This is a genomic window from Alteraurantiacibacter aestuarii, from assembly GCF_009827405.1.
Classification (GTDB): domain Bacteria; phylum Pseudomonadota; class Alphaproteobacteria; order Sphingomonadales; family Sphingomonadaceae; genus Alteraurantiacibacter; species Alteraurantiacibacter aestuarii.
On record NZ_WTYY01000005.1, the window covers coordinates 110,193 to 133,275 of the forward strand.

General features: G+C 64.4%; 22 protein-coding genes. 6 read left to right on the top strand and 16 right to left on the bottom strand.

Going from position 1 to position 23,083, the window contains the following annotated elements; genetic code table 11:
• Positions 1 to 48: 48 nt before the first annotated feature.
• Positions 49 to 156, top strand: a complete 108-nt coding sequence (locus GRI32_RS10800; RefSeq protein ID WP_337190199.1) for a PEP-CTERM sorting domain-containing protein — start codon at positions 49 to 51, stop codon at positions 154 to 156.
• Between the two features lie 190 nt (positions 157 to 346).
• Here GRI32_RS10800 and acnA read toward each other — a convergent pair whose 3' ends face one another.
• A complete protein-coding gene (gene acnA, locus GRI32_RS10385; protein ID WP_160591978.1) occupies positions 347 to 3,019 on the bottom strand; it encodes an aconitate hydratase AcnA in 2,673 nt (890 codons plus the stop codon).
• A 203-nt stretch (positions 3,020 to 3,222) separates the two neighbouring features.
• On the opposite strand from acnA, the gene GRI32_RS10390 reads away from it, so the two are divergent.
• The gene (locus GRI32_RS10390) at positions 3,223 to 3,438 is read left to right on the top strand and encodes a hypothetical protein (protein WP_160591980.1); all 216 of its coding nucleotides are present in this window, start codon (positions 3,223 to 3,225) and stop codon (positions 3,436 to 3,438) included.
• Between the two features lie 26 nt (positions 3,439 to 3,464).
• On the opposite strand, the gene GRI32_RS10395 is transcribed toward GRI32_RS10390, so the two are convergent.
• Positions 3,465 to 4,370 carry a DMT family transporter gene (locus tag GRI32_RS10395; protein WP_160591982.1) on the bottom strand — a complete coding sequence of 302 codons (906 nt, stop codon included), beginning with the start codon at positions 4,368 to 4,370 and terminating at the stop codon, positions 3,465 to 3,467.
• Positions 4,371 to 4,512: 142 nt separating this feature from the next.
• On the opposite strand from GRI32_RS10395, the gene GRI32_RS10400 reads away from it, so the two are divergent.
• The gene (locus GRI32_RS10400; protein ID WP_237437516.1) at positions 4,513 to 5,793 is read left to right on the top strand and encodes a L,D-transpeptidase family protein; all 1,281 of its coding nucleotides are present in this window, start codon (positions 4,513 to 4,515) and stop codon (positions 5,791 to 5,793) included.
• A 28-nt stretch (positions 5,794 to 5,821) separates the two neighbouring features.
• Here the strand turns inward: GRI32_RS10400 and GRI32_RS10405 are convergent, their stop codons facing one another.
• Genes GRI32_RS10405 through ispG form a run of 6 tightly spaced genes read right to left on the bottom strand, consistent with a single transcriptional unit; the run spans position 5,822 to position 10,163 of the window.
• Entirely contained in the window at positions 5,822 to 6,586 is a 765-nt protein-coding gene (locus GRI32_RS10405; RefSeq protein WP_160591986.1) for a murein L,D-transpeptidase catalytic domain-containing protein, read from the bottom strand.
• 40 nt (positions 6,587 to 6,626) lie between these two features.
• Positions 6,627 to 7,556: a hypothetical protein gene (locus tag GRI32_RS10410; protein WP_160591988.1), complete on the bottom strand. Its 930-nt coding sequence runs from the start codon at positions 7,554 to 7,556 to the stop codon at positions 6,627 to 6,629.
• A gap of 24 nt (positions 7,557 to 7,580) precedes the next feature.
• Positions 7,581 to 8,132: a retropepsin-like aspartic protease family protein gene (locus GRI32_RS10415; RefSeq protein ID WP_160591990.1), complete on the bottom strand. Its 552-nt coding sequence runs from the start codon at positions 8,130 to 8,132 to the stop codon at positions 7,581 to 7,583.
• 28 nt (positions 8,133 to 8,160) lie between these two features.
• Positions 8,161 to 8,706 (bottom strand): thioredoxin family protein, encoded by a 546-nt coding sequence (locus GRI32_RS10420; protein ID WP_160591992.1) that lies wholly within the window; start codon positions 8,704 to 8,706, stop codon positions 8,161 to 8,163.
• Between the two features lies 1 nt (position 8,707).
• The gene (locus GRI32_RS10425) at positions 8,708 to 9,007 is read right to left on the bottom strand and encodes a hypothetical protein (protein ID WP_237437517.1); all 300 of its coding nucleotides are present in this window, start codon (positions 9,005 to 9,007) and stop codon (positions 8,708 to 8,710) included.
• Positions 9,008 to 9,014: 7 nt separating this feature from the next.
• On the bottom strand, positions 9,015 to 10,163 hold the full coding sequence (gene ispG, locus GRI32_RS10430) for a flavodoxin-dependent (E)-4-hydroxy-3-methylbut-2-enyl-diphosphate synthase (protein WP_160592079.1): 1,149 nt from the start codon (positions 10,161 to 10,163) through the stop codon (positions 9,015 to 9,017).
• 58 nt (positions 10,164 to 10,221) lie between these two features.
• On the opposite strand from ispG, the gene GRI32_RS10435 reads away from it, so the two are divergent.
• Both GRI32_RS10435 and GRI32_RS10440 read left to right on the top strand, forming a co-directional pair.
• Positions 10,222 to 11,247, top strand: a complete 1,026-nt coding sequence (locus GRI32_RS10435) for a zinc transporter ZntB (protein WP_237437518.1) — start codon at positions 10,222 to 10,224, stop codon at positions 11,245 to 11,247.
• A 16-nt stretch (positions 11,248 to 11,263) separates the two neighbouring features.
• Complete coding sequence (locus GRI32_RS10440) at positions 11,264 to 13,036, top strand: cation:proton antiporter domain-containing protein (protein ID WP_160591996.1); 1,773 nt, start codon at positions 11,264 to 11,266, stop codon at positions 13,034 to 13,036.
• A 23-nt stretch (positions 13,037 to 13,059) separates the two neighbouring features.
• On the opposite strand, the gene GRI32_RS10445 is transcribed toward GRI32_RS10440, so the two are convergent.
• The 8 genes from GRI32_RS10445 to GRI32_RS10480 all read right to left on the bottom strand — a co-directional run bounded on the left by GRI32_RS10445 (position 13,060) and on the right by GRI32_RS10480 (position 21,314).
• Positions 13,060 to 14,403: a sensor domain-containing phosphodiesterase gene (locus tag GRI32_RS10445; protein ID WP_160591998.1), complete on the bottom strand. Its 1,344-nt coding sequence runs from the start codon at positions 14,401 to 14,403 to the stop codon at positions 13,060 to 13,062.
• Between the two features lie 94 nt (positions 14,404 to 14,497).
• The gene (locus GRI32_RS10450) at positions 14,498 to 15,016 is read right to left on the bottom strand and encodes a GNAT family N-acetyltransferase (RefSeq protein ID WP_160592001.1); all 519 of its coding nucleotides are present in this window, start codon (positions 15,014 to 15,016) and stop codon (positions 14,498 to 14,500) included.
• Between the two features lie 81 nt (positions 15,017 to 15,097).
• Entirely contained in the window at positions 15,098 to 15,997 is a 900-nt protein-coding gene (locus tag GRI32_RS10455) for an RDD family protein (RefSeq protein WP_160592003.1), read from the bottom strand.
• On the bottom strand, positions 15,994 to 17,073 hold the full coding sequence (locus GRI32_RS10460) for a stage II sporulation protein M (protein ID WP_160592005.1): 1,080 nt from the start codon (positions 17,071 to 17,073) through the stop codon (positions 15,994 to 15,996). Before GRI32_RS10460 ends, GRI32_RS10455 begins: the two co-directional genes overlap by 4 nt.
• A complete protein-coding gene (locus GRI32_RS10465) occupies positions 17,073 to 18,407 on the bottom strand; it encodes a DUF58 domain-containing protein (protein ID WP_337190200.1) in 1,335 nt (444 codons plus the stop codon). The genes GRI32_RS10460 and GRI32_RS10465 overlap by 1 nt, the downstream gene beginning before the upstream one ends.
• A 12-nt stretch (positions 18,408 to 18,419) precedes the next feature.
• Positions 18,420 to 19,376 carry an AAA family ATPase gene (locus GRI32_RS10470; RefSeq protein ID WP_160592083.1) on the bottom strand — a complete coding sequence of 319 codons (957 nt, stop codon included), beginning with the start codon at positions 19,374 to 19,376 and terminating at the stop codon, positions 18,420 to 18,422.
• Between the two features lie 22 nt (positions 19,377 to 19,398).
• The gene (locus GRI32_RS10475) at positions 19,399 to 20,700 is read right to left on the bottom strand and encodes a DUF4350 domain-containing protein (protein ID WP_160592007.1); all 1,302 of its coding nucleotides are present in this window, start codon (positions 20,698 to 20,700) and stop codon (positions 19,399 to 19,401) included.
• Positions 20,697 to 21,314: a hypothetical protein gene (locus GRI32_RS10480; protein WP_160592085.1), complete on the bottom strand. Its 618-nt coding sequence runs from the start codon at positions 21,312 to 21,314 to the stop codon at positions 20,697 to 20,699. Before GRI32_RS10480 ends, GRI32_RS10475 begins: the two co-directional genes overlap by 4 nt.
• A 173-nt stretch (positions 21,315 to 21,487) precedes the next feature.
• Here GRI32_RS10480 and GRI32_RS10485 point away from each other — a divergent pair, with 173 nt between their 5' ends.
• Positions 21,488 to 23,074 carry a tryptophan halogenase family protein gene (locus tag GRI32_RS10485; RefSeq protein ID WP_160592009.1) on the top strand — a complete coding sequence of 529 codons (1,587 nt, stop codon included), beginning with the start codon at positions 21,488 to 21,490 and terminating at the stop codon, positions 23,072 to 23,074.
• Positions 23,075 to 23,083 lie beyond the last annotated feature (9 nt).

Genomic DNA, 23,083 nt, shown 5'->3' on the forward strand with positions numbered 1-23,083 from the left:
TCCAGCAGTCATGGCTCCAGCAGCCACGGCTCGTCATCGGGCACGCAGGTGCCGGAACCCGGCATGCTGCTGCTGTTCGGTGCCGGCGCGGGCGCAGTGTTCATGCGTCGTCGCCGCAAGAAGACCGGCGATCAGGACCGCGCCCAGGCCGCCTGATCCAGCCAACCATCTCCAAGCAGGGGGGAGGGCGGTTTGTCCTTGGGGGCAAATCGTCCTTTCATGCGCCCGCAATTACAGGCTCGCCAGATCACAAGGCGCGCGAGCCAACTGACCCGCCAACACAGTCGCCGAAACAAAAAGGCCCCGCACGATGGCGGGGCCTTTGTTGTTTGGATGAGAGCTGGATTCAGGCAGCCAGCTTCCTGAGCACGTACTGCAGGATGCCGCCGTTGCGGTAATATTCCATTTCGTTCGCGGTATCGATGCGCGATGCGGCGGTGAAGCTGAAGGTGCTGCCATCCGCGCGGGTGACTTCAACTTCCACGTCCTGCTGCGGAACCATGTTCGCCAGGCCCTTGATGGTGAAGCTGTCATCGCCCGTCAGGCCCAGCGTCTCACGCGTGTCGCCGCCCTTGAACTGCAGGGGCAGCACGCCCATGCCGATCAGGTTGGAGCGGTGGATGCGCTCGAAGCTCTCCACGATCACGGCGCGCACGCCCAGCAGGATGGTGCCCTTGGCTGCCCAGTCGCGGCTGGAGCCGGTGCCATATTCCTTGCCGCCCACAACCACCAGCGGCGTGCCGTCGGCCTTGTGCTTCATGGCGGCATCGTAAATCGCCATCTGCTCACCGTTGTAAGTGGTGTAGCCACCCTCGACTCCGGGGACCATTTCGTTCTTGATGCGGATGTTGGCGAAAGTGCCGCGCATCATCACTTCATGGTTGCCGCGGCGGCTGCCGTAGGAATTGAAGTCTGCCTTGGCCACCTGGTTTTCCAGCAGGTAGCGGCCGCCGGGGCTGTCTTCCTTGATGGAGCCGGCGGGACTGATGTGATCGGTGGTGACGCTGTCACCCAGGATCGCCAGCGGCTTTGCCTCGACAATGTCGTTCACCACATCGGGCGTCATGCCCATGCCATCGAAATAGGGCGGGTTGGCGATATAGGTGCTGCCCGGCTTCCACGCATAGGTGTCAGACGCTTCGACCGTAATCGCCTGCCAGTGCTCATCGCCCTTGTAGACATCGGCATAGCGCGCTTCGAACATGGTGCGATCGATGCTGGAGGCGCGCAGTTCGGCGATTTCCAGATTGCTGGGCCAGATATCGGCCAGCATCACGTCCTTGCCGTCCTGATCCTGACCGATCGGCGTGGTGGTGATATCCTGCGTGACGGTGCCCTTCAGCGCATAGGCCACCACCAGCGGCGGCGATGCGAGGAAATTGGCGCGCACATCGGGAGACACGCGGCCCTCGAAGTTGCGGTTGCCCGACAGGACAGAAGCGGCGACCAGATCATTGTTGTTGATCGCAGCGCTGATGGGCGGGGCCAGCGGGCCGGAATTGCCGATGCAGGTGGTGCAGCCATAGCCGACCAGATCGAAGCCGATGGCGTCCAGATCGTCCTGCAATCCGGCCTTCACCAGATAGTCTGTGACCACCTGCGATCCGGGGGCGAGGCTGGTCTTGACCCACGGCTTGGGCGTCAGGCCCCGCGCGCGCGCCTTGCGGGCAACCAGGCCGGCGGCGATCAGCACATCGGGATTGGAGGTGTTGGTGCAGCTGGTGATGGCCGCGATCACAACGTCGCCATCGCCAACGTCATGGTCCTTGCCCTCAACCGCCACGCGGGCGGGGGCGGACTTGCCGTAAACGGTCTTGAGATCGGAATTGAACAGCTCGTCCACTTCGGGCAGCGCCACCTTGTCCTGCGGGCGCTTGGGACCTGCCAGCGAAGGCACGACCGATGCCATGTCCAGACCCAGCGTGCTGGTGAAGATCGGCTCATTCTCCGGCGTGAACCACATACCCTGCTTCCTAGCATAGGCTTCGACCAGCGCGATGTCTGCTTCGGCGCGGCCCGTCAGGCGCAGATATTCCAGCGTCTTGTCGTCAATGCCGAAGAAGCCGCAGGTGGCGCCATATTCAGGGGCCATGTTGGCGATGGTAGCACGGTCCGCCAGGCTGAGGTTGGACACGCCGGGGCCGTAGAACTCCACGAAGCGGCCCACCACGCCGTGCGCGCGCAGCATCTGCACGCAGGTCAGCACCAGATCGGTGGCGGTCACGCCTTCGGCCATCGCGCCGGTCAGCTTGAAGCCGACGACTTCGGGCACCAGCATGGAAATCGGCTGGCCAAGCATGGCTGCCTCCGCCTCGATCCCGCCGACGCCCCAGCCCAGTACGCCCAGGCCGTTGATCATGGTGGTGTGGCTGTCCGTACCCACGCAGGTATCGGGATAGGCCACCAGCTCACCGTTCTGATCGACAGAGGACCACACGCCCTTGGCGATGTTTTCCAGGTTCACCTGATGGCAGATGCCGGTGCCGGGGGGCACGGCGTAGAAATTCTCAAGGCTCTTCGCTCCCCATTTCAGGAAGTCATAGCGCTCCGCATTGCGCTGATATTCCAGCTCCATATTGTGCTGGAAGGCCTTGGGATGGCCGAATTCGTCGACCATCACCGAGTGATCGATGACGAGGTTGACCGGAACCTGCGGATTGATCTTGGCGGTATCGCCGCCCAGCCTGGCAATCGCATCGCGCATGGCGGCCAGATCGACAACGCACGGAACGCCGGTGAAGTCCTGCAGCAGCACGCGCGCGGGACGGTATTGAATCTCGTTACCGGTGGCGGGGTTCTTCTGCCAGTCGGCCAGGCCCTGAATATCGGCCTTGCTGACGGTGAATCCCTGATCCTCGAAACGCAGCAGGTTTTCCAGCAGCACCTTCATGCTGAAAGGCAGGCGGCTGACATCGCCAATCGTCTCTGCCGCCTTTGCCAATGAGTAATAAGCGTAGGACTTGCCGCCTACTTCCATCGTGCTGCGGGTGGCGAGCGAGTTGGAGCCGACCTGGGTCATAGATGCCTTGTCCTTTGCCGTTATGGGCTGATGCCAGTTGCTGTTTTGGCCTGTGCCGTGGAGAGGAAGGCCGGTTGGGCGCGAGTTGCGCGTTTGCGCGCGATTGGTCAAGGGTGCAGGGCCTTTAGGCGTATCAAGGGGAGGTTTTGAGCATGATTCTGGGGGTTCCTGGCAGGCCAAGGGAGAAACTGGGGGTGATTCCCATGGCCGTGGCGCTTGTGCTGGCCGCCTTTCTTGGCGCGGCGCTGGGCCTGATCTGGCAGGGATCGAGCTTCCTGCTGGGCGGTGAAGAGGAACAGCTGACCACGCAGGGCGTGGAAGATGAGGGCAGCGACGATGAGGACGCGGCGTCCAGTGATGCGACCAGCGATACGACCAGCGATACCGGCACGTCGGCCAAAATTCCTGTCAGCGGATAAAACGCCAATCAGGACACTCAGTGCAATCAGGCCTGGGGCTGGCCCGCGCCCGTCACCGCCTGTTCGGTGTGTTTTCTGGGGGCGGCGATCCAGCAGCCCAGGATGATCAGCGCCGCGCCGGCCAGCGTGGCGGGCTTCACATCTTCGGCAAAGAACAGCCAGCCAAACAGCGCGGCCCAGGCAAAGCCGGTATATTCCACCGGAACCAGCACCTGCGCTTCTGCCCGCGCATAGGCCCAGGACAGCGCCAGCGATCCGCACACGCCCAGCAGCGCGGCAACCGCGATGTCCAGCCACGCCGCGCCGTGGGGCATGGAAAAGAAGAACGGCGCACCCAGCAGCAGGGTCAGGCCCACAATCGCTCCGCCAAAGGCGGTGATCTCTATCGGCTTGGCCACCAGCGCCTGCTGGCGTTGCAGGATCAGGTTCCACGCATAGAGCACCGCCGATATCAGCACCAGGGCGATGCCCAGCGCGGCATCGTCGCTCAGGCTCTCGCGCCCGATGCGACCGCCCACGATGATGCCCACGCCGGCAATGCCCATGATCGCGGCAATGATGGCCTTTTTCTCGATCGTTTCCTTCAGGATCAGCGCGGCCAGCGCCAGCGCGATCAGCGGACTGATGAAGCTGAGCGCAATCGCCTCTGCCAGCGGCAGCAGCACGATGGCGGAAAAGAACGTCAGCGCCATGAAGGTGGCCACCAGCGAGCGGGTGATGTGGATCTTGAGCACGTGGGGCGCAGGCCATTTGCCGCCGGTTGCCAGCCACACCGGCGTGACCAGCGAAACCTGCATGACCGATCGCACCATCAGCGCGCTATAAGCCCCCACCGCGATGGCCGCGCCCTTCATGAACACGTCCATCAGGCACAGCACGGCAATGGCCAGCAGGGTCACCAGAAAGGGATACAGGTTGGTGCTCTTGTCCATCACCGGCTCTTAGGCAGCAGCCGGTGCTGCGTCACGCGCCATATGATGCCGGTTCCCTGATGAAGCTGGTTCCTTGCCAGAATCGACCGGCAGCGCCACAATCATCGTCATGCTCAATGCCTCCCTTGTCCGGACCGCCCTGATGTCTGTGGTTGCACTATGCGCCAGCAGTGCGGCGGCGCAGCGCATCGAAACGGCCAATGTGCTGGATGACGATGCGGTGCAGGTGATGGCGGCGCAGTGGACACAGGGCAGCGCGCGGCGCACCATCCCCCCGCGCATGGCGGAGGAATTCCGCTGGCCGGTGGCGCGCGCACTGGCGCTGCTGGGGGTGGTGGAATCGATTGACGCAGAGGGCCTCGATCCGGCGGATTACCATCCGCAGGACCTGCGCGAGGCGATGGCGGGCGGACCCGGCGTGCGGCTGGACAATGTTGCCGGTGCCATCTTCACCTGGCTGGCGCAGGACCTGCGCGACGGGCGCACGCCAGACGATGCGCGGCGCAGCTACCTGATGGATGATCCCGATGCCGAGCGGCTGCCCATCGGCCCGCTGATGGAACGCGCGCTGGTAACGGGGGACATGGCCGGAGTACTCGCCTCGCTCAATCCGGTGCTGCCCGATTATGCGGCCTTGCGTGATGCGCTGGCGGCCACTCCTGCGGATGACACGGAGCGGCGCGATGCGATCCGCGCCAACATGGATCGCTGGCGCTGGCTGCCGCGCGATCTGGGCGGCATTCACCTGATGGTCAATGTGCCGGAATACCGCCTGCGGCTGACGGTAAACGGGCAGGTGCTGCGCAATTACCGCACCATCGTGGGCCAGCCCGGGCGCAATGCCACCCCGCAATTGTCCGAAATGGTCGAAGGGGTGATCTTCAATCCGACATGGACCGTGCCGCAAAGCATTGTGGTGGGCGAAGGGCTGGGCCGCCGGGTGCTCAACAATCCCAACTGGGCGCGGGCGCGCGGGTATGTCGCCACGCGCGGGGCCAATGGCCGTGTCAACGTGGTGCAGTCACCTGGGCCGGGCAATGCGCTTGGCGCGATGAAGCTGGACATGCCCAATCCGCACGCGATCTTCCTGCATGACACGCCGTCCAAGCAGCTGTTCGACAATGATATGCGCGCGCTCAGCCACGGCTGCATCAGGGTGCAGGATGCGATGGAGCTGGCGGTGGTGCTCAACCTGCTGGGTCAGGGCGTTTCGGCAGAGGAGGCGCTGAGCATTTCGGCAAGCGGACAATATACGCGGGTGCCGCTCAGCATGCCGGTGCCGGTCTATATCGCCTATTTCACCATGGGACTGGATGAGAATGGCAGCCTGGTGGAATTCGACGATATCTATGACCGCGATGCGCCGGTGGTGGCGAGCCTTGGCAGACCGAGCCAGCGCCAGTTGCTGCTGGCCTCTCGCTGACAGAAGACTGTCGGCAGGCGATCACGCCTCACCGCAAGTCCGGGTCTGCCTCAATCGGCTCGGCGCTCAATTCGCCCTCCGCTTCCAGCTCCGCCCCCGCCTCCGCCGCTTCGGCCTGCCGCTGGGCAATGGCGGCATCGAAATCGACCGGTTGCTGCTGCGGGGCGATCACCTGTTCGCCATTTTCGCCTATGCCCAGCGCGTCTGCAAACAGCAGCCGCCCGCCGGCCAGCATGTATAATGCGCGCGAAAACTCGTCCGGCCCGATGGCGAAGCACCCGTTGGATCGGCCCACCTTGCCCCAGCGATGGACGTGGGCCGGGGTGGCATAGCTGGCGGCATGCATCACGATGGCGCGGTTGAACGCCTCGGAATTGCTGTCATCCAGACCCTCCAGCCGCATCGAAGTGCCATATCGCCCTTCATACCATTCCCAGCTGACATAGGCCCCGCGGCTGGTGGCCCAGCTGTCATGGAGATTGGAAAAGGCGTTCAGCCAGCCATCATGCTCGGGATCGGAGCCGCTGCCGTGGCTGACCAGCAGGCTGGTGACGGTGCCGCTTTCCAGATTGGCGAGGTGAAAGCGCGGCACGGCGGAGTGCACGCCAAAATCGACGATCGCGGCCAGATCGCGGCGCCACAGAACGCTGCCCGCACGCTCCACCTCGCGCCGGGCGACGGAGAGGATGGCACGGGTCCTGGGATCAGGAGCGGCCTGCGCGGCCAGCCGCAGGGGCATGGCGCAGGCGGCGGCGCCCAAAGTGCTGGCAGCGATGAACTGGCGGCGGTCCATACTCCTATTGTGCGCCGTTGAGCGCCTTTGTGTCCATGCTCTATCGCCTGTCGATGGCCGCAATCGCGGCACGGCTCGCCGCCAGATAGGCACCATTTTCGTGTCGCTGCGCGCCGGTAAAATGGACGAAGCAACAATCCTGCGGCCACGGCGTGCCGGTATAATTGATATAGCGCGGCCACGGCAGGCACGCTGGCGCGCCCTCATTGGCGATGATGAAGCTGGAGGCGATATGCTGCATGGTCCAGTGCGCGGCATCATCTTCGCCGATCAGCGCCTGCATCTGGCCAAGAAAGGCGGTGGCCAGGTCCCGCCCGGCATTGCCCGCGGCAAATCCGGCAAAACCCGCGTTGCCGCGCAGGTATTTCCAGCCCTTGTCCGGTGCCAGCCCGGCCATGCGGCGCTCGATACCAGTCCGGTCATCATCGTGCGCGGTGCCGGTGGCAGACTGACGAGCATATGCGCCCAGTTCCATCGGGTGATCGGCGGCATCGGCGCTGTCCATCAGGGTAAAACTGCGATTGCTGGACATGGCGGCTTCCACTTCAGGAAGCGCGCCCAGCGTCACGGTGTCGCTGTCCAGCTGCAGCCAGTATTCGCCCGCACGGTGATCGAGAATGGTCAGCAGCCGCGCCCAGCCGCCGCCGCCGGGGAAGGGTCCGCGCACAACATCGCCCTGCCGCATGATCTGCGGATCGCCGCAATGCTGCGCCAGTATGGTGCGGTCCTGCGCGGTCAGCGTGCCATCGTCCAATATCGCCACGCGGCCGCGCTGCAAATGCGACCACAACGATTTGACCGCCACCAGAAACGGCAGCACCTGCGTGCTGCCGATCATCGAAAACAGCACCAGCCCATCGGCCTTTGGGCTGATCGGCGCGGTCATCAGCACATCGATAATCGCGGCATTGTGGCGCCCAGCCTCGCGCTTCAGTCGCCAGCGACCGGGCAGCAGGCTGGCCATGTTCATGGGGCCATCATCGCCGACGGCAGGTCAATTGCCCAGCACCATACGGTCGCCCGATATCTCCACCGAACGCACCGTGCTGAGGAATGACTGGCCCAGAAGCGAGGTGCTCGCCCCTTCGGGAATGATGATGGCGCGCACGCCGGTTGCCTCATGCCCGCCCAGGCTCATGCGATCGATGATGACGTTGACGCCTTCGATCGGGCCGCTGGCCCCTTGCGCTACCGGGGCCACATCGTCTTCATACCACTGCAGGCCCATGTCTGCCGCATCGGTCCCGGTCAGGGCCACCACGGTGGCGCCAGTATCCACCAGCATGCGGTAGGACCGGTCATCGACGCGCACATCGGCATAGAAATGGCCGTCGGCCTGCCTTTCGAGCACGGTATTTTCTGCCCAGCCGGTGGCGGTCTGCTGCGCCATGCCGAGCTGGGGTTCAGGCGTGAATTCGCCGCCGGTAACGAGATTTGCCAGATCCTTGCCGGCCTCCTGCGGATTGCCGTTCGATATCAGCGGCATCGCCAGACCCAGCACACCGCCGGCCATCAGCATGGCTGCAAGAGGAAGCTTGATATCCATTGTGGGCGCGATCTTACGCCCGGTTGGGTTACTGGCGAGTAAAGCCTTCCAGCCAGGCGAAGATCTCATCCTCGCTGCGGCTGGAAGCATTGCGCCAGCTGCGCGCATCGTCGGGCGTGTTGAGCAATTTGCCATCGCTGCCGAGCACCAGGACTGTGGGCGTGCCGGTAACATCGGCCACGCCATATTCGGCGGCCAGTTCCAGATTGCGGCCTTCTCCCGTCTGCGGAACACCGGCATCGATATAGACCACGCGGTAGCTGCCGTTGATCAGCGACTGGAAACGCTCTGTTTGCAGCCAGCCCGCAAGCGCGCGGCTGTCATGGCACCAGTTTGCTCCGAAAATGGCCAGGACGCGCGTTTCCGGCCTGCCCATCGCATCGTCCACCACGGCATCCGCCGCAGCCAGAGCCAGCGCAGTATCCAGCGCCAGCGCAGCATCGGCGCTGGCGTCATACAGGGCAGCTTCGGGATAATCGCCCGCGTGGGCATGGCGGTGGCTGCCGCCGACTGTGGTGCAGGCGGCGAGTGCAGGCAGGCAAAGCGCCAGAACGGCTGTGAAAAGCCAGCGCATGTTATTCCGCCTCTTCCGAGCCTATTGTGGCAGCGTCTATTTCGAGCGAACCGACCCGCAGGCGATCAATACGCGCCTCACGCAGATGCAATTTGCCGATTGAAAGTCGTCCGATGGCCATCGCACCGATTGCAACCGCACCCATCGCGATAGCGCCAAGGGCAAAGGCACCCAGGGCCAGTGCCCCGCCAGAGACAGCACCTACTCTTGCGCCGCGAATAGTGACCAGCTGGCGATTTGCCGCAACCGGCTCCGGCATTGCCGCTTCATCCGTCCTTGGGGAGATGGATTTGCGGCTCATGCCCTGCTCACTCCGCAGCCTGCGCTGCGGCGCCATCGGCATGGCCTGCATCGATCATCGAATCCTCGATCTCGGCGGCTTTCTTTTCCACCAGATTGACGATGTGATCGAGCATGTCGGCGCTTTCCACATGGTGGTCCGTCACGCCGGACAGATAGACCATGTGCTTGCCCGCGCCGCCGCCGGTGATGCCGATATCGGTCTCTCGCGCTTCGCCGGGGCCATTGACCACGCAGCCCAATACGGACAGCGAAAGCGGGGTCTTGATATGGCTGAGGCGTTCTTCCAGCGCGGTTACCGTGCGGATCACGTCAAACCCCTGCCGTGCACAGCTGGGGCAGGACACAACGCGCACGCCGCGGGTGCGCAGGCCCAGTGACTTGAGGATTTCGAATCCTACGCGCACTTCCTGTTCCGGCTCTGCCGAAAGCGATACCCGGATAGTGTCGCCAATGCCGTACCACAGCAGATTGCCCATCCCGATGGCGCTTTTTACCGTGCCGCCGATCAGGCCGCCCGCTTCGGTAATGCCAAGGTGGAGCGGGCAATCGACCGTTTCGGCCAGCTGCATGTAGGCGGCCACGGCAAGGAACACGTCCGATGCCTTCACCGCCACCTTGAATTCGTGGAAATCGTGGTCCTGCAACAGCTTGATATGATCGAGCGCGCTTTCCACCAGAGCTTCGGGGCAGGGCTCGCCGTATTTCTCCAGCAGGTCGCGTTCGAGCGATCCCGCGTTCACGCCGATGCGGATGGCGCAGCCGTTGGCCTTGGCCGCACGGACCACTTCTGCAACCCGCTCTGACGAGCCGATATTGCCGGGGTTGATGCGCAGGCAGGCCGCGCCCTTGTCGGCCGCTTCCAGCGCGCGTTTGTAATGGAAATGGATGTCCGCCACGATCGGGACATTGGCCCCGCGGGTGATCTGATCGAAATTGGCGGTCGATTCCTCTGTCGGGCAGGACACGCGGATGATGTCTGCGCCCGCATCCTCGCAGCGCCTGATCTGGTCCAGCGTCGCGCCCACATCTTCGGTGGGGGTATTGGTCATGGTCTGCACGGTAATCGGCGCATCGCCGCCGACAGGAACTTTCCCGACCATGATCTGGCGGCTCTTGCGGCGATCTATATCGCGCCAGGGGCGTATTGAAGACATGTCCTGCATATAGGCGCGCGCGCATGAAGGGGCAATGACATGCGTGGCGAGTTGCGGCATGATGCCGTTCATGGATCACATGAGCGAGCAGCAGACTGACGAAATCCGGCTGGATGGGCCGCTCCTGTTTGGCCGCGTGCTGGATGGCAAGGGCGGTGCCCGGCGGATCAACTGGGCAGAGGCGCAGGTGTGGCAACCGCAGGCTCCCGGTGAAGTCATGTGGTTGCACCTCAGCCGGAACGAGCCTGAGGTCGAAGTCTGGCTGGAGCATGGTCTGAAAGTGGCCGAACCCACGGTGGAACTGCTGGTCAGCGATTCCACCAGGCCGCGTGCCTTTCGCGAAGGGGATGCGCTGGTGGGGGTGATGCGCGGGATCAATTTCAATCCCGGGGCCAAACCGGCGGACATGATCGCCATGCAATTGTGGAGCGATGGCACGCGGCTGGTGACGCTGCGCCGCCATCGCATGCAAAGCCCGCGCGACGTGCTGGCGGCACTGGATGAAGGCCACGGCCCGCGCGATGCCGGGCGGGTGATCACCGAACTGGTGGAAGCGCTGATCGTGCGCATGAGCAGCTCCATCGTCGACATGAATGCCGAGATCGACCGGATGGAAGCCACCAGCGAAGATGCCGACGCGGAGGAAATGTTGGCGAGGATTTCCCAGATCCGTCGCAATTCGCTGGGCCTGCAACGCCACATGGCCCCGCAGCATGAGGCGCTGGAGATCATTTCCCGCGATGCGCCCGAATGGTTCGACGAGGGCGACCGGCGCGAGATTGCCGAGAGTATCGACCGGTTGCGGCGCTATCTCGACGATATCGATATTTCCAAGGAAAGCGCGCTGGTGCTGCAGGATGATATCCGCGCTCGTGCCGTGGCCCGGTCTGAACGCACCAACTACCTGCTCACCATCGTGGCCGCCATTTTCCTGCCGCTGGGCTTCATCACCGGCCTGCTGGGCATCAATGTGGGCGGTATGCCGGGAGTGGAATCGGGTATCGCCTTCTGGGTGGTGGTGGGCATGTGCGGTGCCATTTTCATCATGCAGCTGGTGCTGTTCTGGAAATGGAAATGGCTGTGATTGAAAGCGCGCGCTGATGGCGGAGCACGGCGCGGGCGCATTCCTGCATGACGGGGTGATCCTGCTGGGCTTTGCCCTGCTGTTCGTGCTGCTGTTCCGCCGCCTGGGGCTGGGTGCGACGCTCGGCTATCTTGTGGCCGGTGCGGTGGTCGGCCCGCAGGTGCTGGGGCTGGTCGGCGATGCGGAGAGCATGATCTCCATTGCCGAGCTGGGCATCGTGCTGCTGCTGTTCGTGGTCGGGCTGGAGCTGAACCCGGCGCGGCTGTGGCGCATGCGGCACGTGATCTTCGGCTTTGGCCTGGCGCAGGTGGTGGCCTGCGGGCTGGCGATATTCGCCACTATCCTTGCCATCACCGGCTATCCGCTGGCCGCCGCGCTGGCGATTGGCCTGCCGCTGGGCCTGTCCTCCACCGCGCAGGTGCTGCCCATGCTGCAATCGGCGGGGCGGCTGCGCACGCCCTTTGGTGAGCGCGCCTTTGGCATCCTGCTGTTCCAGGACCTGTCGATCATCCCGCTGATCACCATCGTGGCCGCGCTGGGTAGCCAGTCCGCGCCAGATGACGCCATGCCCGGCTGGCAGCTGGCGATTGTGACGATTGTGGTGGTGATCGGACTGGTGGCGGCGGGCCGCTTTGCGCTTCGTCCGCTGTTCCGCCTGATCGGCGGGCTGGGAGAGCGCGAGATGTTCGTGGTCGCCGGTCTGTTCACCGTGGCGGGATCGGCCTTGCTGATGGAACTGATCGGCCTGTCCACCGCTCTGGGTGCATTTATCGCCGGGGTGATGCTGGCCGACACGCCCTATCGGCACGAGCTGGAGGCCGATATCGAGCCGTTCCGCTCCATCCTGCTGGGCATGTTCTTCCTGGCCGTGGGGATGATGCTGGACCTGGGGGCGATTGCCGATCAGCCATTGTTCGTGATCGGCATGGCGCTGGTGCTGATATCGCTCAAGACCGCCATCATCGCTGCTCTTGGGATGCTGTTCAGGATGGACTGGCGCAACGCATTGGCGCTGGGCCTGCTGCTGAGCCAGGGCGGCGAGTTCGGCTTTGTGCTGTTCACCCAGGCGCGCGGCGCGGGCATCATCGATGCGGAAACCGCCAGCCTGTTCGGTGCGATCGTCACCCTGTCGATGGCCACCACGCCCTTCCTGATGATTATCGCCCGACGTTTCCGCAACAAGGGGGCCGCCACGTCAGAGGGCCGCGAAGGTCCGCTGGACCAGCATGCCCGCGCGCTGGTGGTTGGCTATGGCCGGTTTGGCCAGGGCGTGGCGCAGATGCTGATGGCGGGCGGGATATCGGTGACGCTGATCGACCGCGACGTGGACCGGATCGACATGTCGGGCGAATTTGGCTTCAAGGTCTATTACGGTGATGGCATGCGGCTGGACCTGCTGCGGCAGGCTGGTGGGGGCGAGGCGCAGCTGATCATGTTCTGCACGGACAAGGACCAGGTGGAGCCTGAATTCATGTCCGCCGTGCATGAGGCATTTCCGCAGGCGGCCATCTATGTGCGCGGCTTCGATCGTCGCAGCGTGATGAAGCTGGGGCGCGGCCCGCAGGAATTCGTCATGCGCGAGGTGTACGAATCCGCGATCCGCATGGCGCTGCTGGGGCTGGACCGGATGGGCCTTTCGGCAGAGCAGCTGGATCATGCGGAAACAGTCTACCGGGACATGGATCGCCGGCGGATGCGGATGCAGATCGATACCGGCGATATCCGCGCCGCCAGCGAAAGCATGGTGCGCAGCCCGGACCGCAATCCGCTGACCGATCAGGCGGGCTGATCAGGCCGGGTCAAACGGACGGCTCAGCCATTTGCCGTGCGCGGAACCAGGCCCATGACCGGCTGGTCATTCTTGCTGGGCGTGCCGCGCGTTTCTTCCGGCGAGAGATCGGGTTCGGCATCATCGTCCACCCGGCCAAGCAGGTGCTGCTGGGCAGCCACCACGGGCAGCGGGCGGGCATAGAAATAGCCCTGCCCATAATCCACGCCCAGCGCGGCCATCGCATCGCGTTCCTCGATGGTCTCGATCCCCTCGGCCACCAGCTTGCAGCCGATATCGCGGGACAGTTGCACCAGCGCGCCGGTCAGCGCGCGACGGGCCGGATCGCGGTGGATATCGCGGGTCAGCGCCATGTCCATTTTCAGGATGTCGGGTTGCAGGTCCACGATGTGGCGCAGGCCGGAATAGCCGGTGCCGACATCATCGATGGCGATGCGTACCTTGCCCTTCAGCCGGGCCAGTTTCTTGGACAGGGCGGCGAAATCGTCAACCTGCTGATGCTCTGTCACCTCGATCACCAGCTTGGCGCTATCGGCCCCTTCCAGCGCCTCTTCCAGCGCGCCTGAAAGGATGGTGGCGGGCGAGACATTGACCGCGGCATATTTGCCCGCCGGGATATGGGAGAGAGTTTCCAGCGCGCCGCGAACAGCCGCCATTTCCAGCTCCACGCCCAGGCCGACTTTCTCCGCATCCTCAAACCACGCTTCGGGTCCGCGCTTGTTGTTGTTGGGGAAGCGCGCCAGGCACTCCACCCCGATTGCCTCATTGGTGTCCAGCGCATGGATCGGCTGGTGGAAAATGGTGATGGCATGGCCATCCAGCATGTCCTCGATCCGATTTCTTGTCCGCGCCAGTTCCATATCCTGCTGCATGCTCGATTCGATGCGTTCGGCGGCGAGACCGGCGAAGGCGCGGATCACGCCCATGTCGCGCTGGCCCAGGCTGCGGTCAGGCTCCCGGCCCAGTGCGCAGAAACTGCCCCAAACGCTGCCATCGGTCAGGCGTAGCGGAACATTCAGATGGCAACCCACGGGCAGGAAATCGGTGATCGCCAGCGTCTTGGCAAAAGGATGGTCGTCCGCATCCTGAATCAGTTCGGGCAGGCGCCCTTCAAGGATGTGCCAGCAATAGCTGTTCTCCACCGGCTCCTGAAAGCCGGCGCCCATCGGCAGGTCGAGATCGGTGTGGACATGGGTCAGTTCGCGCAGGCCACCCTCGACATAACGGCTGACAAAGGCGATCTCCAGACCCAGGTGGCCGCGTACGGCCGCGAGAATCCGGTCAATTGCCCCATCATGCAGCAATTGATCGGCCAGCGGGCCGGTGGGAATTCCCGGTGCGGGCAACTGGATTTCTGCAACAGCCATACGGCAAGATCCTCTACCTGAGAGCAGGCAGGATGCCGAAAATTCCCTAAGGCCGCATTAAGCCTGCGCCTTCAACCTGAACATTCGGGCCGCGCTAAAGCCGCAATTCCAGGAGGAATTCCTCATCGCGCTGCTGCCCGACCCAGAAATCAATGTCGGCGATCTTGGTAAAGCCGTGCCGTGCATAGAAGCGCTGGGCGCCGAAATTCTCGCTCCACACGGAAAGCTGCACGGCATCGCACTGGCGGGCTTTTGCCTGTTCCAGAGCCCATTCCATCAGCGCCGCGCCAATGCCCTTACCGGTCACATCGGGATCGGTGTAAAGCTGCGCCAGCACGATGGGGTTCTGCGCATCGGAATGCCCTTCATAGCTGGCGGGATATTTCATCTTGCAAAAGCCGGTTAGCGCCCCGCCGGGTGCATCGGAGGTGAGGCAGTATAGTGTCGCGGGATCGGCAATCTGCGAAGCCACTTCCTCTACGGAATAGGCCTTTTCCAGAAAGGCCGAGAGGTCTTCCGGGCGATAGAGATGTTCAAACGCTGCGCAAAAGCTGTGGCGGCCCAGATGGGCCAGTGCTGCGGCATCTTGCGGTGTTGCGGGGCGAAGGATCATGACAAGCGCCCTGTAACCAATGCCGCCATGCCTGTGAAGACAGGTGAACGCCTGCCCGGCCATGTGCCAACCTGTGAAGGCTCAGGCTCCGGTGTGCTTGTCGGCCTTGCGCCTGCCCAGCCGCATGCCCCGTTCCAGATGGGCGCGCAGGGCGGCGTAGAATGCTTCCAGGAATTCGCGCTCGTCTCCCTGTCCCGGGGTCCAGCCGATCTTGCCGCAGATGGTGTCCATCACCTCGCGCATGGTTTCGGCATTGTCCTGCCGCAGCACGCCTTCGAGCACCTGCAATTCACGCTCGCCATAGATGGCCAGTTCCGCCTCGCCGAAGCGATAGTCCCTGCTGCGATCGGGGCTGACAGACATGGCTTCGGGCAATCTGGCCGTCTGCGCCTCCACCACCCATGTGCCCGCCACCAGGTCTCCGGCGCGCAGGGCATCCTTGTTGAAGAACGGAAACAGCACGAAGATCGCCAGCCACAGTGCCGCCGCACCGCCAGCCACGCCCATGCTGCTGGCCCCGCCAAGCAGCAGGAATGTGGGCAGGAACACTTCCACATCGCGGATCAGGTTGCGGGCAATCACCGCCTCCGCGCTCAGCCGCCCGCCATCGCGCGCGGCCACGCGAATGCCCAGCATGCGCTTGCCCGGAGTGGCCCCGCGCGGCCCCAGTTCAAACCACAGGAAATAGCCATAGCGGGCAAGGAACAGCAGCAGGATCAGCAGCACGCCGACAAATTCCATCGCCCCGCCGGCACTGGCATTGGCGTCAATCCCTGCCAGCTCGATACCGACGGCGCCAAGCACCACGATGAAGGCGATCAGGCTGAGAAAGATTATCCCCAGGTCGATCAGCAATGCGCCCGCGCGGGCACTGCGGCTGGCAATGGTCAGCGGCAGGGCCAGCCCTTCCGGCGTCACCAGCTGGCGCAGGCGGCGGTTTCCATCCCTGTTCAGGCCAAAGCGGGTGGCGACGGCGTTCATGGCTGCGCCTCATCGCTGTCGCCGCGATCCTGTGCATGATCACGCGGCCTTGGCATCAGGCAGAAATAGGCGATCCAAAAGGCCAGCATCACCGCGCCGATCGATGCGCGCCCGGTGGCGGTGGGCACCAGCTGGCGGGCATAGCCTTCCAGCAGCCCGGCGATCACCAGCATGATGGTGCAACCCGCCATCACCTGCGCCGCGCGCTTGCCGCTGGCGCTGGCGGCGGCAAGGATGGAGGCATCGCCGGGGAAGGCCATGGACCGGCCCACATGCAGGCCCGCCGCGCCCGAAAGCAGGATCGCGAACAATTCCGTGGTGCCGTGGACAGACAGCCAGGCGGCGAATTCCCATTCCAGCCCGGCCCCTGCAAACAGCCACATCATCGCGCCCAGCACCGCCATGTTGTGAACCAGCAGCAACAGCGTGGGGATGCCGAAGCAGAAGCCCAGCGCGAAGGCCATGATGCACACGCCGGTGTTGTTGGAGAACAGATAGGTGGCAAAGACCGTCAGCCCCTCCGCGCTCTGGGTCGGCTCGAGTGTCTCCATCAGCGCGGCGCGGTCCGCACCTGGCTGGCGTCCGCCGCCCATCTCGCCCGGCACCAGCGCATAATACCATTCACTGTCGCGCGCGACGAGCAGCCAGCCCACCAGCGTGCCCGCCACCATCACCGCCAGCGCGATGCAGATGTCGAGCCAGATATCGCGCACCGAGGCGCTCCAGCTGCCGCCCAGGAACCGCCTGAGCCAGCCGAGCATGCCCATGCGCGGGCCATAGACCTGGAACCATGCGCGGCGGACCAGCGATTCCAGATATGCCAGCGTGGCCGCATCCAGCGATGTCTCGCGCGCCACGGCGAGGCTGGAGGCGGCCTTGCGGTAAAGCACCGGCAGTTCCAGCAGGTCTTCGTCATTGATCCGGCGCGGGCGGTTCTTTTCCAGCAGCGAGACGATCCGCTCCAGCCGCTGCCAGTCCACCTCCCGCTCCAGCCGGAAGCGGTCCGAACGCAGGCTCGCCGCCTCGATATCGGCGGGCGGGGTGATCTCCGGGGTCTTGAACAGGGCCAGGGCCATCAGCCGATCGCCTCCGCGCGCTTGGTGCTCAGATACATGTCGATCAGCTGGTAGCCGATGGCATCGTGAGGCGCTTCTATCACGTTCACGCCAAGGCGGCGCAGGCGTTGCAGCACGATGGCGCGCTGGTGTGACAGATGATGGGCGGAAACGGCGGTGGCGATATCGCTCATCCTGTCAGGCGCAGCGCCCTCCAGGCTGGCCAGCTCCTCATCGCGCATGGTGACGAAGATCACCAGGTGATGGCGCACCAGCCGCTGCACGCTCTCCACCATCAGTTCGGCGGAAGTGGGATCGGTGAAATCGGAGAACAGCACGATCAGCGAGCGTCGCTGCAACCGCGCGGTCAGCGTGGCCAGCGCCAGGGTGAAGTTGGGTTCCTTCGCCACATAATCGATATCGGCCGCGGCGGTCTGCAGGCGGTTGAAGGCGCGCGTGCCGGTGACGAAAGGCGTCATCAAACCGGGCGTATCGGCAAAACCGAACAGCGCCACCCGGTCTCCGCCTTTCAGCGCCACATAGGCTGCTGTCAGCGCTGCTGAAACCGCGCGGTCGATGCGCGGCAGGCCGTCCACCGGCTCACACATGGACTGGCCGCAATCGAAGGCGAAGACGATCTGGTTGTCGCGCTCCGCCTCATTCTCACGCGCATAGAGCGTGGTGTGGCGGGCCGAGGCCTTCCAGTCGATCCGGCGGCGATCCATGCCAGCTTCATACTCGCTCAGCGCCTCGAACTGCGTGCCTTCACCGCGAATGCGGCGGGCGATCAGGCCGAACTGGGCATCGCGCAGAAACGCCTGCAATGTGGGGGACCGGACCGGGGCGAGATCGGGCCAGACGCGCACCGCGTGGTTCAGCGGACGGCGAATCTGGCGCACCGCCAGCCCCAGCGGGCCGCTCCAGCGCATCCACAATTCGTCCAGCGTGCCGGTGCCACGGCGCACGGGCACGATGGCGGCTGCTCCGGCAAACACGAAGGGCGCTCCGGCAGGCTGGAGGTTGAAATGGGCATGGCCATGTTCGCCAAGGCGCGGATCGAAGCCGATGGCGACTTCGGGCGGCGCAGCGGCGGAACTGCGCCGGATGTGCGCCGTCACGCGCACGGTGGTGGGCTGGCCCACTTCGGCATCGGGCGTAAAATGCAGCTCCAGATCGCTCATCGGTCCGGCCAGAAAGCCATCGACCAGCATCACCAGCAGCAGCGCAAGTGCCGCTGCGGGGGCGACGATCCACGCGGCAGGCGCGGTGGCGGCCACAACCACGGCAATGGGGGCCAGCGCCGCCAGCAGCGCCAGAACCCTTGCAGAGGGGACAATCGGGATGGCCGGTCTCACCAGTTTTCAGCCCTAGCGCGGGGCCTGCGTCTGTTCGATCAGCCCGGCGACCAGATCCTCGATCTGCTTGCCCTCTATCTCGGCTGCGGGCGACAGCAGCAGGCGGTGGCGCAGCGCCGATGTGGCGAGCGCCTTCACATCATCGGGGATCACGTAATCGCGGCCATGCAGCGCCGCCCGGGCACGCGCGCAATTGGCCAGCAGCACTGCGGCGCGCGGGCTGGCACCGCTGGCGATGTCGGCGCTTTCGCGTGTCGCGCGCACCAGATTGACGGTGTATTCCACCACGTCGCGGGCGATAGTGACGGTGCTGACCGCGGCCTGCGCGGCGGCGATGCTGGCCGCATTGGCAACCTGCACGATGGCAAAATCCTCCGCCCGGGGCGGGCCGCTGCGTTCGCCGAACCGCTCGACAATGCGCGCCTCCTCCTCGGCGCTGGGATAGGGCACCAGCAGCTTGAAGGCGAAGCGGTCCAGCTGCGCTTCGGGCAGCGGATAGACGCCCTGGTTCTCGATCGGGTTCTGCGTGGCGACGACCATGAAATTGTCGCTCAGCGCGTGGGTTTCCCCGTCCAGCGTCACCCGGCGTTCCTGCATTGCTTCCAGCAGGGCGGCCTGCGTCTTGGGCGGCGTGCGGTTGATCTCATCGGCCAGCAGCAGCTCGCGAAAGATCGGGCCGCGCGTCAGGGTGAACTGGCTGGTCTGGAAGTTGAACAGATTGGAGCCCAGAATGTCGCCCGGCAGCAGATCGGGAGTGAACTGGATACGGCCAAATTCCAGCCCCGATGCAGCGGCGAAGCATTGCGCCAGGAAGGTCTTGGCGGTTCCCGGCGGGCCTTCCAGCAGCACGTGGCCGCGCGCGATCAGCGCGATCAGCAGATGCTCGATCGTCTGTTCCTGCCCGACAATGGCCTTGCCCACCTCCGCGCGGATCGCAGCGGCAAGGCTGCGCGTGTCATCCAGTGTCATGCTCATCGGGCCAGTTTCCCTTTCATCGGATCATTCTGTTTTCGATTGCCGTGAGCGCGGCGGCGGCGCGCAGGATTTCTGCCTGCCCGTGGGCATTGCGCAAGGCTTCGGCGGTTTCGGAAAAGTGCGGTGCACCCTCGTCACGCGCTGCCAGCGCCCGGTCTATGGCGGCGGCGCGCAAGGCGGGGTCGCGCTCGCGAATCTGGAATGCGGCGGCGATGCGCGCGGCGATCATATCGGCATAGGGCGCGCCCAGCAGGTGCCAGCGGCGGGTCCGTTCGATCAGCGCGGCGCTGTTGCGCGCCAGCTGCCGTTTGCCGCGCGCAATGGCGGGTGCGGGCGCGTTGGGCGGTCCGAACCGGCGAAAACCGCGCCAGCCGATCACCAGCGCTGCCAGCAACAGGCACAAGGTGGCCGCCAGGAATGGCGGGCGGAAGGCCAGCGTGAGCAGGTTCATGCTGCTGCCAAGCCCGGGAATGGTCATGTCGAAAATGATCGGCAGATCGACACCGTCCATGCTCGCTTCCACCAGCAACACCGCCTGCTGCGCGCGGGCCATGTCGGCAAGGCCATAATTGTTGAGCAGGTCCGGTTCGATCACCACCACCAGCGGCCAGATGGCATCGTCCTGCTGCTTTTCATCCTCGCGAGAGAATTCCACCCCCGAATCAGCGGCCAGATCAGGGAAATAGCCGTTCTGGTTCCAGTATCCCGCCAGCAGATCGCCCTCAGCGTCCGTAACGATGGGGAACAGGATGGGGCTGGGCTGGCGGGTGATCGCCTGCACGTGATCACCCTCTGGCAATGCGCCTTCCAGCCCCAGGCCGGACCAGCCCTGCGTTGTGCCGATCTCCAGCTCCACCCCCTCAAACGCGGGCATCTGGGCCAGCCATTCGGGCGTCATGGCACCGCCCAGGATTACCCAGCCATCTTCGGCCTCGATCCCGGCATTGCCGGGCACCGGGAAGACGGACCACTTGGGCAGGATCAGCAGCGTCGGCCCCTGATCCTTGCGATCATTGATCAGGTCCTGCAATTGCCCGGCATCGGAATACATGCCGGGAGTGACCACCAGCAGCGCCCTTTCCTGCAGCCGTGAAGGCGTGCGCGACAGGCTGACATCGTGGCCGCGCCGCTCCAGCAGGTTCACCAGACCGGCATAGCCATTGAGCGAATTGGACGCGGCATGGGTACCGCCGTCGCGGTTCTCCTGTCCGGTCCAGCCCGCTCCCAGCGCATACAACAGCAGCAGGAAAGCCGCGCCGCCCAGCAACAACATGCCCGCCACCGTCGCCGGACGGAAAGGACCGCTGCGCGCGCTCATGACCCGGCTGCGCTTCCGGTCGCATTTTCAACGCTGCCATAGCCGAGCGCAAAATCGGCATAGGCAGTGCGCGCCACCTGCCAGTCTTCGGCGGAAAGGCTGCGCAGTGCGAACAGCGATCGCTCCACCCGCTCGGCAATGGTGGCAAATGCAGCGCGCGCTGCTTCGGGCAGGGCGGGCAGGGCGGCGATCTCCCGCGCGGTGCTGGATGGATCGACAAGGTCGGGCCTGACCTGCGCAATCTGGCCCACCGATCGCTGCAGCAGCAGGTGGGTGGCCTCATCAAACTGCCCGCTGGCGGCTAGTGCGTCGGCCTGTTCCAGCAGCGCCAGCGCCAGGTGCTGATCGGGTGCCCAGACGGTCTGTTCGTCCGCACTGCGGCTGCGCAGGCGAAGCCCTGCAGGATCGACAAGGCGATAGATGGCGAAGATCACCAGCGCGGCAATTGCGGCGATGATCACCCAGAACAGCACCGGCCAGGACCATGCCAGCACATTGGCAACGGGTGAAAACAGCCACGCCAGAAATTCAAACAGCGATGTCAGCCAGTCCGGCGGGGGCGCGGCTTCGGGCATATCCACCGGGGCGAACTGAATATCGCCATCGGCCCGCATCGCGCTCCAATCACGCGAAAAGTCGCTATCTCCCGCTGGTTTAGTCACGATTGCAGGGGTGGCATGGACTGGCGCCGGAAGCAACGCTTTGGCACTCGCCTTCACACGGCCATCCGCCACACAGACTTGCGACCAGATTGCGCCATCGTCCGCAAAGCGCCACAATATCGGCCATGACGCAATTTTCTCCCGATGAATATCTGCCACAGGACCCGGTCGCGCAGCGCGTGCGCAAGGTGCTGGTGGTGGGCGGTGGCTCGTCCGGCTGGATGGCCGCAACCATGCTGGCTACGGCCCTTTCCAAGGATATCGAGGTCGAGCTGGTCGAAAGCGATGCCATCGGCATTGTCGGCGTGGGTGAGGCGACGATCCCGCCGATGCAATTGTTCAACCGCTTCGTGAAGCTGGATGAACGCGCCTTCCTGTCCGAGACGCAAGGCACGTTCAAACTGGGGATCGAGTTTCACAACTGGGGGCGCAAGGGCGACCAGTATCTGCACCAGTTCGGCGCTGTCGGGCGGGAGATGGATGCGCTGGTCAAGCTGCATCACTGGTGGTTGCTGGGCCGCAGCGCCCAAAGCGTGCGGGACGGCACCAATTATCCCGAATGGCAGGACCTGTTCGTGGCGCGAGCGGCGGCCCGCGCGGATCGTTTTGCGCCTTCAAAACCGCAGAAGGACAAACTCGCCAATCGCTATTCGCATGCCTATCACTTCGATGCGCATCTTTATGCCCGGCACTTGCGCAAAGTGGCCGAAAGCCGCGGCGTGCACCGCGTGGAAGGACGAATCACCGGGGCGGAGCGCGACGGTGAGAGCGGCTTTGTCAGCGCGGTGGTGCTGGAAGATGGTCGCCGGCTGGAGGCCGATTTCTTCATCGACTGTTCGGGCTTTCGCTCGCTGTTGCTGGGCAGCGAACTGGAAGAGCCGTGGGACGACTGGAGCCGATATATCCCCAGCGACCGCGCGCTGGCCGTGCCTACACGGCGGGCCGAAGGCGGGCTGAAACCCTATACGCAGGGCATTGCCCACAATGTGGGCTGGCAGTGGCGAATCCCGTTGCAGCACCGCACCGGCAATGGTCACGTGTTCGCCAGCGCGTTTTCAAGTGAGAGCGAGGCGGAGGAGCGCCTGCTGGCCACGCTGGATGCGCAGGCGCTGGATACGCCGCGGCTGATCAGCTTCAGCACCGGGCGGCGCAAGCGGGCGTGGGTGAAGAATGTCGTCGGCCTGGGGCTGTCGGCAGGATTCCTCGAACCGCTCGAATCGACCAGCATCCACTTCGTGCAGAGCGCGCTGGAACGGCTGGTGGATTATTTTCCCACCCGCGCCATGGACCCGGCGTTGCAGGATGCCTTCAACAGAAGGACGGAAGGTGAATGGCTGGGCGTGCGCGATTTCATCATCGCCCATTATCACCTGAGCGAGCGCGAGGATTCCGAGTTCTGGCGCTACACCCGCAACATGGAGATTCCCGACAGCCTGAAGAACACGCTGGCGGTGTGGCGCGCGCGCGGGATTCTGGATGTCGATGGCGGTCACCTGTTCCAGCTGGGCAGCTGGAGCTCAATGCTGATCGGGCAGCGCTGCATGCCCGGCGGCGTGCATGCGCTGGCCGACCGGGCCGATCCCGAATTCGCGGCGGCAGAGATGCGCAAGATCGCCGCTGAATGCCGCGCGGCTGCATCGCTGCTGCCCACGCATGCCGATTTCATCGCCAATTACTGTCCGGCAAGCCCACCTGAAGTCGTCAGGGCCTGAAATGATCCG

Bases quoted from the DNA above. Each gene is read 5' to 3' on its own strand.
- GRI32_RS10425 (WP_237437517.1), bottom strand. From the start codon at position 9,007: ATGAGCCGCAAATCCATCTCCCCAAGGACGGATGAAGCGGCAATGCCG.
- GRI32_RS10485 (WP_160592009.1), top strand. From the start codon at position 21,488: ATGACGCAATTTTCTCCCGATGAATATCTGCCACAGGACCCGGTCGCG.
- GRI32_RS10400 (WP_237437516.1), top strand. From the start codon at position 4,513: ATGTCTGTGGTTGCACTATGCGCCAGCAGTGCGGCGGCGCAGCGCATC.
- GRI32_RS10475 (WP_160592007.1), bottom strand. From the start codon at position 20,700: ATGAGCGCGCGCAGCGGTCCTTTCCGTCCGGCGACGGTGGCGGGCATG.
- GRI32_RS10440 (WP_160591996.1), top strand. From the start codon at position 11,264: ATGGCGGAGCACGGCGCGGGCGCATTCCTGCATGACGGGGTGATCCTG.
- GRI32_RS10420 (WP_160591992.1), bottom strand. From the start codon at position 8,706: ATGCGCTGGCTTTTCACAGCCGTTCTGGCGCTTTGCCTGCCTGCACTC.
- GRI32_RS10450 (WP_160592001.1), bottom strand. From the start codon at position 15,016: ATGATCCTTCGCCCCGCAACACCGCAAGATGCCGCAGCACTGGCCCAT.
- GRI32_RS10455 (WP_160592003.1), bottom strand. From the start codon at position 15,997: ATGAACGCCGTCGCCACCCGCTTTGGCCTGAACAGGGATGGAAACCGC.
- GRI32_RS10435 (WP_237437518.1), top strand. From the start codon at position 10,222: ATGATGCCGTTCATGGATCACATGAGCGAGCAGCAGACTGACGAAATC.
- GRI32_RS10410 (WP_160591988.1), bottom strand. From the start codon at position 7,556: ATGAACATGGCCAGCCTGCTGCCCGGTCGCTGGCGACTGAAGCGCGAG.
- GRI32_RS10390 (WP_160591980.1), top strand. From the start codon at position 3,223: ATGGCCGTGGCGCTTGTGCTGGCCGCCTTTCTTGGCGCGGCGCTGGGC.
- GRI32_RS10415 (WP_160591990.1), bottom strand. From the start codon at position 8,132: ATGGATATCAAGCTTCCTCTTGCAGCCATGCTGATGGCCGGCGGTGTG.
- GRI32_RS10395 (WP_160591982.1), bottom strand. From the start codon at position 4,370: ATGGACAAGAGCACCAACCTGTATCCCTTTCTGGTGACCCTGCTGGCC.
- GRI32_RS10470 (WP_160592083.1), bottom strand. From the start codon at position 19,376: ATGACACTGGATGACACGCGCAGCCTTGCCGCTGCGATCCGCGCGGAG.
- GRI32_RS10480 (WP_160592085.1), bottom strand. From the start codon at position 21,314: ATGCGGGCCGATGGCGATATTCAGTTCGCCCCGGTGGATATGCCCGAA.
- GRI32_RS10405 (WP_160591986.1), bottom strand. From the start codon at position 6,586: ATGGACCGCCGCCAGTTCATCGCTGCCAGCACTTTGGGCGCCGCCGCC.
- GRI32_RS10460 (WP_160592005.1), bottom strand. From the start codon at position 17,073: ATGGCCCTGGCCCTGTTCAAGACCCCGGAGATCACCCCGCCCGCCGAT.
- acnA (WP_160591978.1), bottom strand. From the start codon at position 3,019: ATGACCCAGGTCGGCTCCAACTCGCTCGCCACCCGCAGCACGATGGAA.
- ispG (WP_160592079.1), bottom strand. From the start codon at position 10,163: ATGTCTTCAATACGCCCCTGGCGCGATATAGATCGCCGCAAGAGCCGC.
- GRI32_RS10445 (WP_160591998.1), bottom strand. From the start codon at position 14,403: ATGGCTGTTGCAGAAATCCAGTTGCCCGCACCGGGAATTCCCACCGGC.